General features: G+C 76.5%; 18 protein-coding genes and 1 pseudogene. 3 read left to right on the top strand and 16 right to left on the bottom strand.

The window, feature by feature from the left end:
- Positions 1-31: 31 nt before the first annotated feature.
- Both ACL02T_RS08270 and ACL02T_RS08265 read left to right on the top strand, forming a co-directional pair.
- Positions 32-1,039 (top strand): glycosyltransferase family 9 protein, encoded by a 1,008-nt coding sequence (locus tag ACL02T_RS08270; protein WP_412830020.1) that lies wholly within the window; start codon positions 32-34, stop codon positions 1,037-1,039.
- On the top strand, positions 1,036-1,260 hold the full coding sequence (locus tag ACL02T_RS08265; protein WP_412830019.1) for a hypothetical protein: 225 nt from the start codon (positions 1,036-1,038) through the stop codon (positions 1,258-1,260). Before ACL02T_RS08270 ends, ACL02T_RS08265 begins: the two co-directional genes overlap by 4 nt.
- Before the next feature lie 50 nt (positions 1,261-1,310).
- Here ACL02T_RS08265 and ACL02T_RS08260 read toward each other — a convergent pair whose 3' ends face one another.
- The 8 genes and pseudogenes from ACL02T_RS08260 to ACL02T_RS08225 all read right to left on the bottom strand — a co-directional run bounded on the left by ACL02T_RS08260 (position 1,311) and on the right by ACL02T_RS08225 (position 9,056).
- Positions 1,311-2,246: a PfkB family carbohydrate kinase gene (locus ACL02T_RS08260; protein ID WP_412830018.1), complete on the bottom strand. Its 936-nt coding sequence runs from the start codon at positions 2,244-2,246 to the stop codon at positions 1,311-1,313.
- Entirely contained in the window at positions 2,243-3,772 is a 1,530-nt protein-coding gene (rfaE2, locus tag ACL02T_RS08255) for a D-glycero-beta-D-manno-heptose 1-phosphate adenylyltransferase (RefSeq protein WP_412830017.1), read from the bottom strand. Before rfaE2 ends, ACL02T_RS08260 begins: the two co-directional genes overlap by 4 nt.
- Entirely contained in the window at positions 3,769-4,539 is a 771-nt protein-coding gene (locus tag ACL02T_RS08250) for an SDR family oxidoreductase (RefSeq protein WP_412830016.1), read from the bottom strand. The genes rfaE2 and ACL02T_RS08250 overlap by 4 nt, the downstream gene beginning before the upstream one ends.
- A 110-nt stretch (positions 4,540-4,649) precedes the next feature.
- A pseudogene (locus ACL02T_RS08245) lies at positions 4,650-5,195 on the bottom strand (D-sedoheptulose-7-phosphate isomerase); the annotation flags it as partial.
- Positions 5,196-5,245: 50 nt separating this feature from the next.
- Positions 5,246-6,481 (bottom strand): glycosyltransferase, encoded by a 1,236-nt coding sequence (locus ACL02T_RS08240; RefSeq protein ID WP_412830015.1) that lies wholly within the window; start codon positions 6,479-6,481, stop codon positions 5,246-5,248.
- A 3-nt stretch (positions 6,482-6,484) separates the two neighbouring features.
- Positions 6,485-7,474 carry a glycosyltransferase gene (locus ACL02T_RS08235; protein WP_412830014.1) on the bottom strand — a complete coding sequence of 330 codons (990 nt, stop codon included), beginning with the start codon at positions 7,472-7,474 and terminating at the stop codon, positions 6,485-6,487.
- Positions 7,471-8,511 (bottom strand): glycosyltransferase family 9 protein, encoded by a 1,041-nt coding sequence (locus tag ACL02T_RS08230; protein WP_412830013.1) that lies wholly within the window; start codon positions 8,509-8,511, stop codon positions 7,471-7,473. The genes ACL02T_RS08235 and ACL02T_RS08230 overlap by 4 nt, the downstream gene beginning before the upstream one ends.
- Entirely contained in the window at positions 8,508-9,056 is a 549-nt protein-coding gene (locus ACL02T_RS08225; protein ID WP_412830012.1) for a D-glycero-alpha-D-manno-heptose-1,7-bisphosphate 7-phosphatase, read from the bottom strand. The genes ACL02T_RS08230 and ACL02T_RS08225 overlap by 4 nt, the downstream gene beginning before the upstream one ends.
- A gap of 124 nt (positions 9,057-9,180) precedes the next feature.
- Here ACL02T_RS08225 and ACL02T_RS08220 point away from each other — a divergent pair, with 124 nt between their 5' ends.
- Positions 9,181-9,411, top strand: coding sequence for a hypothetical protein (locus ACL02T_RS08220; protein ID WP_412830011.1), 231 nt, complete (start codon positions 9,181-9,183; stop codon positions 9,409-9,411).
- 91 nt (positions 9,412-9,502) lie between these two features.
- Here ACL02T_RS08220 and ACL02T_RS08215 read toward each other — a convergent pair whose 3' ends face one another.
- The 8 genes from ACL02T_RS08215 to ACL02T_RS08180 all read right to left on the bottom strand — a co-directional run bounded on the left by ACL02T_RS08215 (position 9,503) and on the right by ACL02T_RS08180 (position 15,170).
- Entirely contained in the window at positions 9,503-10,459 is a 957-nt protein-coding gene (locus ACL02T_RS08215) for a hypothetical protein (protein WP_412830010.1), read from the bottom strand.
- 104 nt (positions 10,460-10,563) lie between these two features.
- Positions 10,564-10,803 carry an acyl carrier protein gene (locus ACL02T_RS08210; RefSeq protein WP_412830009.1) on the bottom strand — a complete coding sequence of 80 codons (240 nt, stop codon included), beginning with the start codon at positions 10,801-10,803 and terminating at the stop codon, positions 10,564-10,566.
- A gap of 446 nt (positions 10,804-11,249) precedes the next feature.
- Positions 11,250-11,522 carry a hypothetical protein gene (locus ACL02T_RS08205; protein ID WP_412830008.1) on the bottom strand — a complete coding sequence of 91 codons (273 nt, stop codon included), beginning with the start codon at positions 11,520-11,522 and terminating at the stop codon, positions 11,250-11,252.
- Positions 11,523-11,774: 252 nt separating this feature from the next.
- Positions 11,775-12,131, bottom strand: a complete 357-nt coding sequence (locus ACL02T_RS08200; protein WP_412830007.1) for an STAS domain-containing protein — start codon at positions 12,129-12,131, stop codon at positions 11,775-11,777.
- Positions 12,132-12,403: 272 nt separating this feature from the next.
- Positions 12,404-13,123, bottom strand: a complete 720-nt coding sequence (locus ACL02T_RS08195) for a hypothetical protein (RefSeq protein WP_412830006.1) — start codon at positions 13,121-13,123, stop codon at positions 12,404-12,406.
- Between the two features lie 139 nt (positions 13,124-13,262).
- On the bottom strand, positions 13,263-13,724 hold the full coding sequence (locus ACL02T_RS08190) for an arsenate reductase ArsC (RefSeq protein ID WP_412830005.1): 462 nt from the start codon (positions 13,722-13,724) through the stop codon (positions 13,263-13,265).
- Between the two features lie 79 nt (positions 13,725-13,803).
- Positions 13,804-14,460 (bottom strand): arsenate reductase ArsC, encoded by a 657-nt coding sequence (locus ACL02T_RS08185; protein WP_412830004.1) that lies wholly within the window; start codon positions 14,458-14,460, stop codon positions 13,804-13,806.
- The gene (locus ACL02T_RS08180) at positions 14,457-15,170 is read right to left on the bottom strand and encodes an arsenate reductase/protein-tyrosine-phosphatase family protein (RefSeq protein ID WP_412830003.1); all 714 of its coding nucleotides are present in this window, start codon (positions 15,168-15,170) and stop codon (positions 14,457-14,459) included. The genes ACL02T_RS08185 and ACL02T_RS08180 overlap by 4 nt, the downstream gene beginning before the upstream one ends.
- Positions 15,171-15,296 lie beyond the last annotated feature (126 nt).

Here is a 15,296-nt window from a genome sequence, read left to right as displayed (position 1 = left end):
TGGCGGCGCGGGGATCGGGTAGTCGATCTCCGTGGCGGCACCCGTCCTGCTCGCGCTGCGCGCGCTGAACCTCGGCGACCTCCTGACCGTCGTGCCCGCGCTGCGGGCGCTGCGCCGCCACCACCCCGACCATCGGATCGTCCTGGCCACGGCGGGTGTGCTCGCGCCGCTCGCCGCGCTCACCGGCGCCGTCGACGAGGTGCTGCCCACCCCCGCGCCCGACGCCCTGGCCTGCACCGAGCCCGTCGACGTCGCCGTGAACCTGCACGGCGCGGGACCGCGGAGCCACCAAGCCCTCGACGCCGTCGCCCCACGGCGCCGGATCGGTCTCGGCCGCCCCGAGTCGGGCTGGCCCGGCCCGCCGGCCGCGGAGCTCGACCACCTGCACGAGCGCGTGCGCTGGTGCGCGATGCTCTCCGCGCACGGCATCGCGGCCGATCCCGACGACCTCCGCCTCCCACCACCCGCCGCGCCCGACGACCTCCGCCTCTCCCCGCCCACCGGTGCGTCCCCCGGGTCTGCGCAGCCCGTCGTCGTGCATCCCGGTGCCGCGTTCGGGTCCAAGTGCTGGCCTGCCGACCGCTTCGCCGCCCTGGCCCGCCGGCTCGCCCCGTTGGGCCCCGTCGTCGTGACGGGCGGGCCGGCCGAGCGGTCCCTCGCCGGACGGGTCGCCGCGGAGGCCGGCCTGCCCGACGACCGGGTGCTCGCCGGGCGGACCTCGATCTCCGAGCTCGCCGCCCTGGTCGCCGGGGCCGGGCTGGTCGTCAGCGGGGACACCGGGGTCGCGCACCTCGCCGCGGCGTTCGGGCGGCCCTCGGTGGTCCTGTTCGGGCCGGTCGGGCCGGAGCGCTGGGGTCCGCCGGAGGGCCCGCACCGCGCCCTCACCCACCCGGAGGTCCGGCGGGGCGACCCGTTCGCCGACGACCCGGACCCGGCGCTGCTCGCCGTCGGGGTCGACGAGGTCGAGGCGGCCTGCCTGGCCGTCACCGCCCGGAACGGGTGTGTCACCGGCGTCGTGTCGGGTACGACAGCCTCATGACCTCCCCCGACGACACCGACAGGGCCGACGTGACCCGGCCCGACCTGATCGGCGACGACGAGATCGCGACCGACCCCGCCGCGGACCTCGAGGACCTCGACGACCGCGGCACCGGCCTGGACCGCGAGCAGATCGACCCCACGACCGAGGCCGACCCCTACGACGTGCTGGAGCAACACCGCGAGGTCCCGATCGACGACGACGAGGCCCCGCGCGCCTGACCGTCACGGGGACTCCGGCCTCGGCACCCGCCGTGATCGCCGTCCTTCCCCTACGAGGCCCGTTCCGACACCGCAGCGGTAGCCGCCTGGGTCCACCGCCCCTCGACGCACCGGACGGTCGCCGCACCGCCGGCCCCGACGAACCGCCCGGCCGCCTCGACGGCGCTCCGTACGGCCCGGTGTAGGCTCGACCCGGCGGCCAGCGCGGCGGCGAGCCGGCCGGCGAAGGCGTCGCCCGCGCCGCACGGGTCACCGCCGGTGACGTCGAGTGCGGGCACCGCGACCTGCTCGGAGGCGGTGACGAGCACCGCGCCCCGCTCACCCCGGGTCACCACCACGGCGTGGCTCTCCCGCCGGCGGCGCAGCTCGGCGGCGCACCCGACGGGATCGCCGCCGGGCAGCCCGACCGCCCCCGCGGCCTCCGCGGCGTTGGGCGTCACGATCACGCCCCGCACCGGGTCGGCGCCCTTGGGGTGCGGGTCCCAGACCACGGGGGTCCCGGCCGCCACGGCGCCGGCGAGCAGCCTCCGCACCTGTGGGTCGGACGTGACCCCGCGGCCGTAGTCCGACACCAGCACGGCGCCGGCCCCGGCGAGGGCGCGGCGGAGCCGGGTCCGGACCGCGGCGCCGAACCCGTCGGCGGGCAGGCCGGTGCCCTTGTCGGTGCGCAGCAGCGGCCCGTCGGACGAGCGCCATCGGCACTTGACCGGGGTCCCGCCGGTCGCGGGCCCGGCCACCAGGGTCAACGCCGGGGACAGCATCCCGCGCAGCCGGTCGCCGTCGGCGTCGTCGGCCAGGGCGGTGACGAGCGTCGCCGCGGCCCCGGAACCGGCGAGCAGCGCCGCCGCCAGCCCGGCCCCGCCCGGCCGCGCCAGCTCCCCGGTGACGTCGAGGACGGGGACGGGCGCGTCCGGACAGAGCCGCTCGACCTCGCCGTGCACGTCGACGTCGAGCAGGACGTCGCCCACCACCACGACCCCGCTCACCGGCCCGCCCCTTCGGCGGCGCGGGCCACGATCGCGCTGGTGGAGTGGTCGGCGAGGTAGCCGAGGATGCGGACCTCGCCGCCGAGCCGCTCCACCACGGGTGTCTCCGGCAGCATCTCCGGGGTGTAGTCGCCGCCCTTGCAGTAGACGTCCGGCCGCACCAGGTCGAGCAGCTCGACCGGGCTGTCGGTGTCGAAGGAGGTCACCAGGTCCACCGCGGACAGGGCGCCGATCACCCCGGCCCGGTCCTCGAGCGGGTTCACCGGGCGCGTCGGGCCCTTGAGCCGGGTCACGCAGGCGTCGCTGTTCAGCGCCACGACCAGCACGTCCCCGAGCTCGGCGGCCTCCCGCAGGTAGGCCACGTGTCCGCGGTGCAGCACGTCGAAGCAGCCGTTGGTGAACACGATCCGGTGCCCGCTCGCCCGGTGCTCGGCGAGCACCGTCAGCAGGTCCCGGTGCGACAGCACGCTGCCCGGGTCGGCGGCGGCCAACCGGGAGGTCAGCGCCGCGGCCGTGCACACGGCCGTGCCCGGCAGCGTGACGACGACGTCCGCGGCGGTCTGGGCCAGCGACAACGCCTCGTCCCGGGGCGTGCCGGAGGCGACGGCCGCGGTCCAGGCCGCGGTGAACACGTCGCCCGCCCCGCACGCGCCCGAGGGTGGCGCGTGCTCACCCGCGGGCCGGCGCACGGGACTGCCGTCGGCCGGCAGCCGCACCGACCCGTCGACGTCGAGGGTCAGCAGGACCTCCCCTGCGCCGCTGGCGGTGCGCAACGCCTCGGCGTGGTCCAGGCCCCAGGCGAGCCGGCTGCGCTCCGGCGGCTCGGTGCCCAGTACGGCGGCGGCCTCCTCGATGCTCGGGGTCACGGCGTCGGGCCGCAGCTCGGCCCAGGGCGCGAGGTCGTGCGCGTCGACGACGAGCAGTGGGACCCGGTCCCGCGCCCGGGCGACCCGCCGGCGCACGGCCGGGGCCAGCGCGCCGAGCCCGTAGTCGGCCACCAGCACCGCGTCCGGCCCGTCGGCCAGCGCGGCGGTGGCCTGGTCGGCGAGCGCGCGGACGGTCGTGTTGCCGGGCAGGCCCGGCGGCACCACGTCGTAGCGGGCCACCGGCTGGCCGGGCGGGTCCCCGGCGACGATCCGGCGCTTGGCCGCGGTCGCGCGGGTGGGGTCGAGCACGCACCGGTCCGTCCGGACGCCGGCCTCGGCGAGGGCCGAGCGCAGGGTCCGGCCGTCCGGGTCGTCGCCGACCGTGCACACGATCTCGACGTCGGCGCCGAGCGCGGCCAGCGCCACCGCGGCGTTGCCGGCCCCGCCCGGGGCGACCTCGACCGACGACGGCTCGACCACCGGGACCGGCCCGTCCCGGGCGACGCGGCGCGCGTTGCCGCGGACCCAGCCGTCGAGCAGGACGTCGCCGAGCACCAGCACCCGCGGCCGCTGGTCCCGGATCCGGCCGGCGGCGGTGACCGGCGCCGGCGGGGCGCACGCCACGGGGCGGGACCCGGCTCGGGACTCGGGGCGGCTCACGGCCACGAGGGCTCCTCGGACTGGCACACCACCAGCTCGCGGACCTCGCACCCCTCGGGCCGGGACAGCGCGAACAGGACGGTGGCGGCGACGTTGCGGGGGTCGTTGAGCGTGGCGTCGGGCCCGGGCCGGTACTGCTCGGTGCGGCCGTCGAAGAACGCCGTGTCCATGCCGCCGGGCACGAGCGTGGTCAGCCCGACCTCGCCGGCCAGCTCCGCCGCCAACGCGCGGCTCAACCCGAGCACCCCGAACTTCGAGGCACAGTAGGCCGAGGCGTCCGACAGCGCCCGCAGACCGAGCGTGGAGGCCACGGTGACGATCCGCCCGCGCCGCTCCCTCAGGCTCGGCAGCGCCGCCCTGATGACCGCGGCGGTGCCGAGCAGGTTGACCGTGACGACGCGTTCCCAGTCCTCGGCGGACACGTCGTCGATCCGGCCGCAGGCGTCCGTGCCCGCGCAGGTGACGACGCCGTCGACGCCACCGGCCCGGTCGACCAGCCCGCGCACGGCCTCCTCCGCGGCGCGGGTGTCGGCGAGGTCGGCGAGCGCGTGGGCGGCGTCGGCCGCCTCGGTCAGGCCGGGCGTGGGGTCCACCCGGTCGAGCAGCAGCGGGGTGCCGCCCGCGGTGGCGACGGCCTCGGCGACGGCCCGGCCCAGCCCGGATGCGGCACCGGTGACGAGCACCGTGCCCACCGGGCGCGAGGTGGGGAGCCTGTCGCGGGGGTCGCCCGCGGCGGTGGCGTCGGTGCGGGTGTCGGTCAGGGTCATGCGGGTCTCCTCACGGTCGTCGGGGCGATCGTCGGGTCGAGGGCGGGTGCCCGGAGGTGGGGCCGGTGCTGTCGGGTCACCAGCTCGGCCGGAGCGCTCGTCGCAGCGGGCAGCTGCGCCTCGAGGGCCCGGCAGAGCATGTGCACCGCGGCGAGGTGCGACTCCTGCACCGTCGCGGTGTCACCCGGCAGGCAGACGGCGTCGGTGGCGCGCCCGGCCACGGGGTTCGGGCCGGGCCCGGTGAGGGCCCAGCAGTCCATGTCGAGCCCGCGGGCCGCGTCGGCCGCGGCGATCAGGTTGGGGCTGCGGCCGCTGGTGGACAGCAGCAGCAGGACGTCGCCGGGCCGGCCGTGCGCGCGGACCTGCCGCGCGAACACCTCGTCGTAGCCGTAGTCGTTGCCGATGGCGGTCATCGACGACGTGTCGGCGTGCAGGGCGATGGCCGACAGGGCCTGCCGCTCGCCGTCGAACCGGCCGACCAGCTCGGCGGTGAGGTGCTGGGCCTCCGCGGCACTGCCGCCGTTGCCCGCGGCGAGCAGCCGCCCGCCGGCCGGCAGCAGTCGGGCCAGCGCGGCGCCCCAGCGGACGAAGGTCGGGGCCGCTGCCCGCAGGGCGGGCAGGGCCGCTTCGAGGCGGTCGACGTGACCGCCGAGCACCTGGTGCGGCGTCGGCTCCGGCGGCCGGGTGGCGGTCGGGGTCTCGGGCATCACCGCACCCCCGTCCGCGCCTCGCGGGAGACGGGAACGCCGCTCTCCCGACCGGCGACGGCCTCGCGGTAGGCCGCGGCGGTGGACGCGGCGACCTTGCCCCACGTGTAGCGGGACAGCACGCGCCGGCGCCCGGCGGCGCCGAAGTCGGCGACCGCCTGCGGATCCTCGAGCAGTGCGCGCAGCGCCGCGGCCAGCGCCGCCGGGTCGCGCGGCGGCACGAGCAGCCCGGTCTCGCCGTCGACCACCGTGTCCTTCATGCCGCCGACCGCCGTGGCGACCACGGGCCGGCCGCAGGACATCGCCTCGAGCGGCACGATGCCGAAGGGTTCGTACCAGGGCGCGCAGACGACGGCGTCGGCCGAGCGGATCAGCGCGGGGACATCGGGCCTGCGGACCGCGCCGAGGAAGCGCACCCGGCCGGCGACCCGCATCCGGCGGGCCAGCTCGCGCAGCCGGTTCAGCTCCGGGTCGGCCTTGAGGTCCACCCCGGCGGGCGGGCCCCCGGCGACGACCAGCTCCGTGTCGGGGACCTCCCGCAGCGCCTCGACGACCTCGTCGACGCCCTTGCGCCGCACCACCCGGCCGAGCGCGAGCAGCCGCTTGCGCCGGCCGCGCCGCGGCATCGGGCCCTCCGGGCCGAACTCCTCGGGGTCGACTCCACAGGGGACGACGGAGATCCGCCGGCGGTTGGCGCCCAGCCGCAGCAGCTCGAACAGCTCGTCCTCACAGGACGCCGTGAGCCGGTCCGCGGTGCGCACCAGCGTCTCCTCGGCCGGGATGCGGCCCACGGGGCTGGTGTCGTCCGAGCCCTGCTCGCGCTTCTTGACGTGGCCGAGCGCGTGGAAGGTCTGCACCAGTGGCAGGCCGAGCAGGCCGGCCGCGCCGCGGGCGGCGAGACCGGACATCCAGAAGTGTGCGTGCACGACGTCCGGCGGATCGGCCCGCCACGCCCGCTCCAGCTGCTGGGCGAGCAGCGGGACGAACGGCACGAGGTCGTCCTTGGGCACCGGCCGCGCCGGCCCGGCGGTCACGTGCCGGACGCGCGCGCCCACCCCGAACGCGACGACCTCCGCCAGGTCCGGATCGTCCCGGCGGGTGTACACGGTGACGTCGTGCCCCGCCCGGCCGAGCGCCAGGCTCAGCTCCCGGACGTGCACGTTCTGGCCGCCCGAGTCGGGTCCGCCGGGTTCGGCCAGGGGGCTGGCGTGTTCGGACACCATGGCGATCCGCATGGGTCAGCTCCTTCCGATGAGAGCGGGGCTCGGGGCCGCGGGAGCGGCATCGGTGACGCGCGCGAGCACGTCCTCCCAGTCGTGCAGGAAGCGCTCCACCCCGAAGCGGGCGAGCGCGGCCTCCCGGGCCGCTCGGCCCGCGGCGGCCGCCGCATCGGGGTCGGCGACGAGTTCGGCGAGCCCGCGGCGGAGTCGCCGCAGGTCGGCCGAACACACGCCGGCCGCCGCCGGCACGGCCTCCGGCGCCTCGGTCGTCCCGACCACCACGACCGGCATCCCGAGCATCATCGCCTCGATCAGCGAGAGCCCGAGCGAGGTCCAGCGGGCGGTGTGCAGATAGACGCGGCGGCGGGCCAGTTCGGTGTGCATCCGGTGCTGGGGCAGGTCGCCGCCGCTGCGGACACCGGGGAGATCGAGGTCGTCCGCACCGATCCCGAATACGTCGACGGGAACGTCGGCGGCCAACCGGGCGACGATGTCCGTACCGGTGATCCGGTTGCGCCGCACCGGTTCGTTGATGCAGGCCGCGGCCGCCGCCAGCTCCCCGGTGTACCGATGCCCCGGATCGAGGACCCCGTGTTCGACCACGGTGGTCGGCGTGCTCCCCGCGTCCCACATGAGTGCGTTGAAGTGCGTGACGTGCACGAGCAGCAGGTCGTCACGGTCGGCGACGGGGTGCCGGCTCGTGGCGGCGGCGCCGCGGGGGGCGTTGTGCTCCAGGTAGATCGCGGGCACGTCCCGGCCGGGCACCCGGCCCAGCCATTCCGCCGCGAGGTCGAGCTCCTCCGGCCGCTGCAGGACGACCAGGTCCACGTCGGACTCCGCGAGCTCGGCGGGTGAGCACTCCACAGCGGACGCGGGCCAGTCCCAGGCCGCAGGCCGCCCGCCGCCCCAGGGGCCGCGCTCGGGCAGGGTCGGCAGCAGGTAGCGGTGCGGCCCCTGCACGAACGCCGTCGTCCAGGAGCCGTGCACGTGCCAGATCAGGATGTTCACGCGGGGATCTCCTCCGTGAGGGGGCCGGTGAGGGGAGCGGACTGTCGGGTGAGACGCCGGACGGCCGCGACGACCTCGTCGGGCCGCACGGACGCGAGGCAGGGGTGACCGGCGACGGGGCACTCTCGGGCCCGGGTGTCGCGGCAGGGGGCGTCCTGGTCGCCGAGCAGGACCTGCGGCACCCGGTAGGGCCGCCAGCGCACCGCGGGGACGACCGGCGCGAACAGCGAGACCACGGGTGTGCCGACGGCGGCGGCCAGGTGCGCGGCCGCGGTGTTGCCGACGACGACCGCCGAGGCTCCCGCGACCACCCCGGCCAGCTCGGTCATCGAGGTGCGACCGCCCAGGTCGAGGGCGTGGTCACCGGCGACCGCCGCGGTCAGCTCCCGCTCGCCGGGACCGCCGGTCACCGCCACGCGCCACCCCTCGGCGGCCAGCAGGCGGACGGCCTCGGCGGCGTGCCGGGCGGGCCAGCGACGCGCGTCCACCGCGGCGCCGGGGTGCACGACCACGTCGGCGACGGGCTCGGGCAGCGGTGTCGGCAGCCGCACGTGCAGCCGGCCGTCGTCGTCGGGCGGGAGCGGGTACCCGGCGGCGTCGGCGATCGCGAGCATGCGCTCGGGTTCGGGCTGGTCCTCGTCGAGCGTCTCGCCGGGCCGCAGCCGGACGTCGAGCAGGGCGCCGGGATAGTCCACCGAGGCGCCGGCGATCCGGTCCACCCCGGCCATCCGCAACACCAGCGCCAGGGGCAGCGGCGACTGGTGGAAGGAGGTCAGCACGACGGCCTCGTCGACGCCGGCCAGGGCGTCCGCCAGCTCGTCGATCTCGGTGCGGCGCACCGGCGGCGGGTCGCCGAGCACCCACGGGCAGGCCCAGACGCGGACCTGGGCGACACCGGGCAGGAGGCGGGCGGCCTCCTCCCCCGCGGGCCCGACGAGCAGCGTCACCCGCGCCGCGCGCGCGACGGCCCGCACCGCGGGCCCGGCGAGGAGCACGTCGCCCGCGCCGTCGAGCCTGGCGACCAGCACGTCCCTCACGCGACCGCCCCGAACGGGCCGTACAGGAGGTGGTCGACCGCCCGGACCAGGTCCGGGGCGACGACGGGTGCGGCGCGGATCTCCTCGACCCGCGTGACCGGCGTCGGGACCAGCACGGCGAGCGCCTCCGCGGCGTGCGCGGCACCCACGTCGGCCCCGATGTCGCCGACGACGGCGACCCGGCTCGCCGGCACGCCCAGCTCGGCCGCCGCGGCGAGCACCATGCCCGGGGCGGGCTTGCGGCAGGCGCAGCCGTCGTCCGGGGCGTGCGGGCACACCTGCCAGGTGGCGAAGGGGCCGAGCTGCCGCTCGACCTCGCGGTTCACGGCGTCGACGTCCGCCCGGCGGAGCAGACCGCGTCCGACACCGGACTGGTTGGACACGACGCCGACCGGGATCCCCGCGGCACGCAGCATCCCGAGGGCTCGCCGCGCACCGGGCATCGGCCGCACCGCGGCCGGATCGTCGCAGTACGGCACGTCGACGACGAGCGTGCCGTCACGGTCGAAGAGGACCGCGGCGGGTGGTGTCCAAGCCGGAGTCATGGTGGACGAATCACCGCTGGGGAACGGAGCAAACTCCTCCCCCCGGACTACTACTCTCCGTAGTTGCGCTCACGTGGAGTGACGTCCCGGGTTCGTGATCCGTGGCCCCGGGTATCCGGGCGAAATGTTCGAGAAGCTGCGGTCCCTGTTCGGCCGCCCGCCCACGGCCGAGGACGACGTGCGTCCCGACCCCGCCACGGCCCGGACCCGCGAGACCGGCGGGCGACCCACCGAGCGGGGCGACGCGGCCACGACGACCGGCACCGGCACGACCGAGGACTTCGTCGGCCGCACGAGCGGCCAGGACGAGGGCATGGAGGGCGAGTCCGGGGCCGAAGCGCGCCGGGACGGGTAGGCCCGCCCCGATCCACCCGGCCGATCGCGAGCGGGCCACGCCGGGCCGATGCACCGACCCGTTGCACGCACGCCTGCGACCAGCGCCCTGGTCAGCGGCGGCGGGCGCCGAACCAGGCGAGCGCCGCGGCGAGGACGTCCCCGGCTACCGCCCCGGGTGTGTCCGAGCCGAACCGGCGCGCGACCGCCGCGCGGGCGCGCACCCCCAGCACCGCGGCACCGGCCGCGCTCGCCAGGCCGACGAGCGCCGGCAGGGCCGGGTCGACGCCGCTGCGGCGGGCCATGGCGGCGGCGCTCGTGGAGCCCAGTGCGAGCCGCGGGACCAGGCCCGGTGCCCCGAGCCGGCTCGGCACCACCGGGAGCTTGTCGAGCACCCCCTCGCCCGCGGACAACAGGCCGGTGACGGTCGCACCCGTGCGGGTGCCGATCCGCCCGGCGAGACCGGCGTCGCCGGGGCGCGAGGTGAGGGCCAGCGCGGTCGTGCCCGCCGAACTGCGGGAACCCGTCGCCGCCCCCAGGGCGGCGGCCCGGAGCAGCGTCGCGGGTCGCGCGACCGGTGCGGCGGGGACGGCGTCGGGCGAACCGCGTTCGAGCCGGACGAGCGCGGCGTGCGTCGCGACCCCGTAGGCCAGGTGCGGGAGCACGTCGGCCGTCCGGTCCGTGGTCGACCAGGTCTGCGGGTCCGAGACACGGGTGAGGGCGAGCGGCCCGTCCGTCGCGAGCATGGCGGCCGCGCCGAGCAGCGGGCCGCCGACCACCCCGGGCAGCCGCATCCCGCCCGCCCGCAGCCCGCCGGCGAGGGCCCCGACGGCCACGCCCGTAGCGGTGCCCGCCAACGGGCCCAGGGCCGCCAGCCGGTTGCGGCGCTCCCCCCGGCCGCCCGGCACACGGAACCCGGCCCGCTCCGTCACCGCCGCCACGAGCTGCTCGGGCGCCCGACTGGCCGGCCGCGCCCGCAGCGCCGCGTCGGCGCCGCTCGCGGCGTTGAGCGCCGTGGTGCCGGCGGCCCCCGCCGCCACCCCGTTCAGAAGTCCACGCGTGATCGTCACCGGTCTGGAGTACCCCTGCCCCGCAGGCCGAACCGGCCCCTCCACCGGCGCGCACGACCTGGGGACCAGGAGCCGGTCGCGGCGGGTCGGCTCGGCCCACCACCTCAGGTGGTGCTCCCCGTGTCCTCCTTGCCGGAGAGCTCGCGCAGCAGTTCGTGGCAGCGGGCGGCCCGGCGGGAGTCCTCCGCCATGACCTCCTCGAAGAAGGACGCCACGTCGTCGTATCCGGCGTTGCGGGCGTCGCGGACGTACTGGCCGTAGTCGTGTCCGGCCTTCAACGCGTGGTACTGCACGGACACCAGGTCGTACATCACGTCGCTGAAGCCGGTCTCCCCGGTCGCCATGGGGCCCACCTCCGGTCGTCGGTCTCGGGCTGACGGCGGGCGTGTACCCGCCGCGGAGGGCTCGAACCTCCTGCGACACGGTGCGCCCGCCGCGGGTACGCCCGCCGCGGGCGTTCCCCGGACGCGGGCCCTGACGCGGAGGAGCCCTGCGGACGGGCCGCCCGCAGGGCTCCTCGTGTCCCGGGAGCACCACCTCCCGGCACCGGGGCGCCCACCACGGCTGTCCAGCGCCCGGGGCCTCTGTGCCCCCGGGGCGGGCGGTCAAACCCGCTGGGCGACCCGGGGCCGCGCCGGTACGGCAGCGCACCGCGGGCGAGGCCCGATGGTCGGGCCCTCGACCTGCGGGGGCCAGGGGCACCGATCGTGTCGTCGCGGGACACCAGCCGGATCGCTCCCGCGGCACCCGCTCGGCCCCGACCGGCCCGCGCGCGTCGGGACCGAGATCGTCAGCCCGGGCGCTCCGCCCGCCCCAGCTCGACGAACCGGAGCACCAGAGCGAGCTGCGAGCGGTAGTCCACGGTGTGCGGTGCGCGCTCGTGCCGGCGCCACAGACCGTTCAGCTCCTCGCGGGTGAGCGCGTCGGCCTTGTCCAGCACCGCCCGCACCTCCGCCTCGTCGATCGGCCTGCCCCGGAGCACGGCGAAGGCGTGCACGAGCGCCGCGCGCTCGGCCGTCCCGCACGGGGGCGCCCGTGACGGGTCGAGGGGGCCGACGTCCACGGGGCCAGGCTAGGCCGCGGGTACGACGAAAACCGCTGTGCGCCTACCACTACCACCCGAAATCGAACTGACGTTCGACAACCTGCTACCCTGCTCCGGGCGCGGCGGCCGGCGTAGGGGAAGTACGCCGGACGCCGCGCCCCCGAGGACCACGCCGGGGAGAGTGGAGGCGAAGGGCCACACGGGCAGCCAAGGGCGGCGCCTCGCACGAGGAGGCGGGTCGTCGCCGCCACTGAGGGCCGCGGCCGGTGCTCAGGCGTGGACCTCCGTCGAGGAGTCGACGATCTCGAACCCGTCGACGAGCGCCAGCACCCGCCGCAGCGACCCCGGGCCCGGCGACACCACCACCTGCATCCGGCGCGCGGCCGGCTGCATCCGGAGCCGGTGCAGCCAGCGCACACCGCACGCCGCCAGGAACCGCACGCCGGTGAGGTCCACGATCACGTGCTCGATCGCGGGATCGGCGGCGACCTGCTGCATCAGCTCGTCGAGCACGGGACGGGTCGCCAGGTCGATCTCGCCCTCCAGCCGCAGCACGAGCACGGTCCCGTCCGGCCGGGTGACCGTGGCCCGCAACCCTCCCGGCCACGACCGCTCCCTCGTCTCCACGACTTTCCCCCCGCACTCGCGCCCGCCGCGACCCCGGGAGGGTCCGGCCAGGCGTGGCAGTGTCATGCCCCGACCGACCTTTCCGCGACGTCCGTCCGAGTTGTTCCGGCCCCGCACCAGGGAGGTCGGTCACGCGGCGCCCGGCAGGCTGCTCCGGCTCGCGCGGCACCGCCGGGCGAGGACGGACCCGCGGGCCGGGGACAGGAGGTCACTCGTGGCACCGACGACCGCAGTCGCCGACCCTGTCGCCGGACACCGCGCGCACCACCCCGTCAGCGGGACTCGTCGCGCGGCGCCGGCGACTCCGTCCGCTGGTCCCGACGGCCGAGAAGGCGCTTGCTCTCCGCGATGCGTCCACGGGACTCCGCCAGGACCCGCCCGACCGCCGTCGCGACGGAGGCCTGACTGGTCCGCAGCTCCCGCAGGGTCACTCCGAGATCGATGCGGAAGTCGACCCGCTCACGGTCGATGGCCGCCTCCTCGCGGTCCGCGGCCGACCGGTCCCGGTCCGCCGCCGAGTCCCGCCGGTCCTCCGCCGCCGCACGCCGATCACGAGCCGAACGCCACCGGTCGTTGGCCGCCGCGCCCAGGACCGCAGCCTCACGGTCGAGCACGGCGACGACCTCGTCCAGCAGCGCCTCGAGCGCGGCTCGGTCCTCGGCACCGGGGCGGACGTCCTTGGTGGGCCGGCCCGATCCCGGCTGGAGCGGCACCTGCCCCGGCCGATCGAGGTCGAGGTCGAGCCGGTCGAGCCGGTCGAGCCGGTCGAGGATGTCCTTGCGGAGGGTCCGGACGCGCTCGACCAGGCCGTGGAGCCGCTCGGAGGTGCGAGCGTCCCGATCCCGGGCGTTCCGATCCCGGTAGTCGGCGTCGCCGTCCCGGGCGGACGACGCCTCGTCGCGCTGCGTAGCCGCCTCGTCGCGAGCGGACGCCTCCTCGTCGCGCCGCTCCCCCGCCCCTCGCGGATCCCGCAGTTCGTCCGTCCCGCCCATGACGGAATTCCTCTCCTCCGGCCTCCGGAGAACCGTGCTCGTCCACGGTAGCCGCACGCCGACGGTCGTCACAGCCCTCGGGACACCGCACTCGGCCGGCCCGTGTTCCGCCCGACCACGAACAGCACGGACGGGCCTGTCAGGTCGTGGCCGGGTCGGTGGTCAGTTCGATGAGCAGGGCCTTGACGCGGGAGTCGATCTCGTCGCGGATGGGGCGGATCTGCTCGGCGGTCTTGCCGGCCGGGTCGGTGAGGTCCCAGTCCAGGTAGCGCTTGCCGGGGAAGATCGGACAGGCGTCGCCGCAACCCATGGTGATCACGACGTCGGAGGCCCGGACGGCGTCGGTGGTGAGCAGCTTCGGCTCGGCGCTGTCGAGGTCGATGCCGATCTCCGCCATGACCTCGCGGACGGCGGGGTTGATGGTGTCGGCGGGGGCGGAGCCGGCGGAGCGGACGTCGACGCGGCCTCCGGCGTGGCGCTCGAGCAGGGCGGCGGCCATCTGCGAACGGCCCGCGTTGTGGACGCAGACGAACAACACACGCGGGGTACGACCGGGGTCGCCGACGGGGTCGGAGATCTCATTTGGGGCGGCGGTCACCATGGGTCCTTTCGACGGAGTGACGGCGGATCGGGGCTTGCGAGGGTGCTGCCCCGGTCCGGTTCCTGCGACCGGACGTCGGTCAGGCACGAGCAGGGACGGTGATGTCGTCGAGCAGGCTCCGGACGCGACGCTCGATCTCGTCGCGGATGGGTCGTACGGACGCGACGTCGAGGCCGCGCGGATCGTCGACGGCCCAGTCGAGGTAGCGGCGGCCGGGGAAGACCGGGCAGGCGTCGCCGCAGCCCATGGTGACGACCACGTCGGCGGCCCGGACGACCTCGTCGGTCCAGGGCTTGGGGTATTCGCCGGAGATGTCGATGCCGCGTTCGGCCATGGCCTCGATGGCAGCGGGGTTGATCCTCTCGGAGGGGTCGGATCCGCCCGACCAGGCGATGGCCCGGTCGCCGGCGAGGTGGGTGAAGAAGCCGAGCGCCATCTGGGACCGACCGGCGTTGTGGGTACACAGGAACAGCACGACCGGCACGCCCTCGTCGTGTCTGCCCTCGACCTTGGCCAGGGCGGCGAGCCGCTGGCGGGCGAAGCGCTCGGCGAGCAGCGGCAGGTGATTGAGCACCACTGCACGGCCGGCGAACTCGTCGTAGGAGGAGTGCAGGAACCGCTCGACGGTCTCGGTACCGAAGATCCCGTCGAAGCGGCGCTGCAGGTTGGTGGCGGCGGTCCTGAGCGCCAGCTGCTGGTCGATGGACAGGTCGGATCGGCGGTGGAAGGTGGTCACGACGTGCTCCGATCGTCGGCGGGTAGGGGCCGGACAGCGGGAGTGAGGCGGGTGATGCGCGCAGAGAGCTCGTCCACGGTCCGGTCGAACGCGTCGGGTGCGCCGTCGCGAACCGGATCGGGAAGCGACCAGTGGAGGTCGACCCGCCCGGCCGCACCGGTGGTGAGGTGTTCGTGGGCGCTGTCGCACACCGTGACGATCAGGTCGCCGGGTTCGACGACGCGCTCGACGTGCCGGGGTGGTTGCGGGACGAGCGACAGGTGGCGGCGACGTGCCACGGCGAGTGCCCCCTCGTGGACCGTCGGGGCGGGGTCGGTGCCGGCGGAGGTGGCCGGGACGCGGCTGGCGTCGCTCCACATCGCTGCGGCGAGCTGAGAACGGGCGGAGTTGTGGGTGCAGACGAAGACCACGCGGTCGGTGAACACCGGCGGTCCGGCCGGCCGCAGGTCCTCGAGCCGGTCCTGGACGAGCGCGACGTAGGTCCGCCGTCGGTCGCCCTCGGAGCGGTGCCGCGCGAGCAGCCCGACGCTCTCGAGCACCCGCAGGTGGTGTGCGACGAGGTTCGAGGGCATGTCCAGCTCTCGGCCGAGCTCGCCGGGTGAGGCCTCGCCCCACGCCAGCAGGTCGACGATCGCCAGACGCCCGGCATCGGCGAGCGCGGCGTGCAGCTCGGCCCGCCGCTCCAGCTCCACAGATCCTTCAATCCTCATTGAGTCAATGATGACTGAGGTAACTTGTCCGGGTCAAGTCCTCCCGCCGGAACGACACCGCCCGACACGTCGATGCCGCGTCCGACGGCATCTCGCCGTCGGACGCGGCATCGTCCGGGCGTGCAG

Source organism: Pseudonocardia oceanicola (assembly GCF_047200735.1).
GTDB lineage: Bacteria > Actinomycetota > Actinomycetes > Mycobacteriales > Pseudonocardiaceae > Pseudonocardia.
The sequence above is the reverse complement of the archived record's forward strand: the minus strand, read 5'-3'. Positions and strand labels throughout refer to the sequence as shown.